Source organism: Desulfosporosinus burensis, assembly GCF_054657535.1.
Genome location: NZ_BAAHYN010000074.1, coordinates 1 through 604 on the forward strand (window position 1 = coordinate 1; position 604 = coordinate 604).

General features: G+C 41.4%; 1 pseudogene. It reads right to left on the bottom strand.

Features of this window, described 5'->3' with window-relative positions:
- A pseudogene (locus ACYQ3Q_RS28445) lies at positions 1-604 on the bottom strand (IS1634 family transposase); the annotation flags it as partial.

Sequence of the window (604 nt, forward strand, 5' to 3'; positions counted from 1 at the left end):
TATGGTCTCGAGAGTAGCCGTAGTCTGCAATGATACATTGATGACCTTCGAAATAGGAACTTGTAATATCGTAGTAAAGTTCCTGCATATTCTGCTGAAATACAGTCTCAGCCCATTGATAAAGACATTGCTCGACAATCGGAAAATTATCGTTTAAAGCCTCGAGCGAACGGTAAATTGTTTGTAAATCAGGCAGCGTCGCATCCTTACCAAGAAAATGTTGGATGGGGGTTGCATCGAGCCACTCTGTCAGAGCTAATTTACTGTCTGGTTGAATAATACGCTGAAAAATCATGGTCTTCAGGCAAGTTAAGGTCGTATCAGTCGAAATGTGTTTGTCCTTTGACTTAAAGCGGCTCTTAAAAAGATCGAACATACCAAGCCGTTCAAAGATCGAATGGATCAAGAAAAAGGCGCCATAGGGTACAGCACTCGAGAAATCAACCTTGTTCAGGTTAGTAAATGAGTCGAAATCCTTAGAGAAGACGATTTTGAGCTTTTCGGCAATCTCTAGGTCTACACTACCAAAGTATAAGAGTCGTCTATGCTTCACTTTCCCACTATCTCGGTAAGCTTCAACTAATTCGGCAAAGTAGTAGGTCTT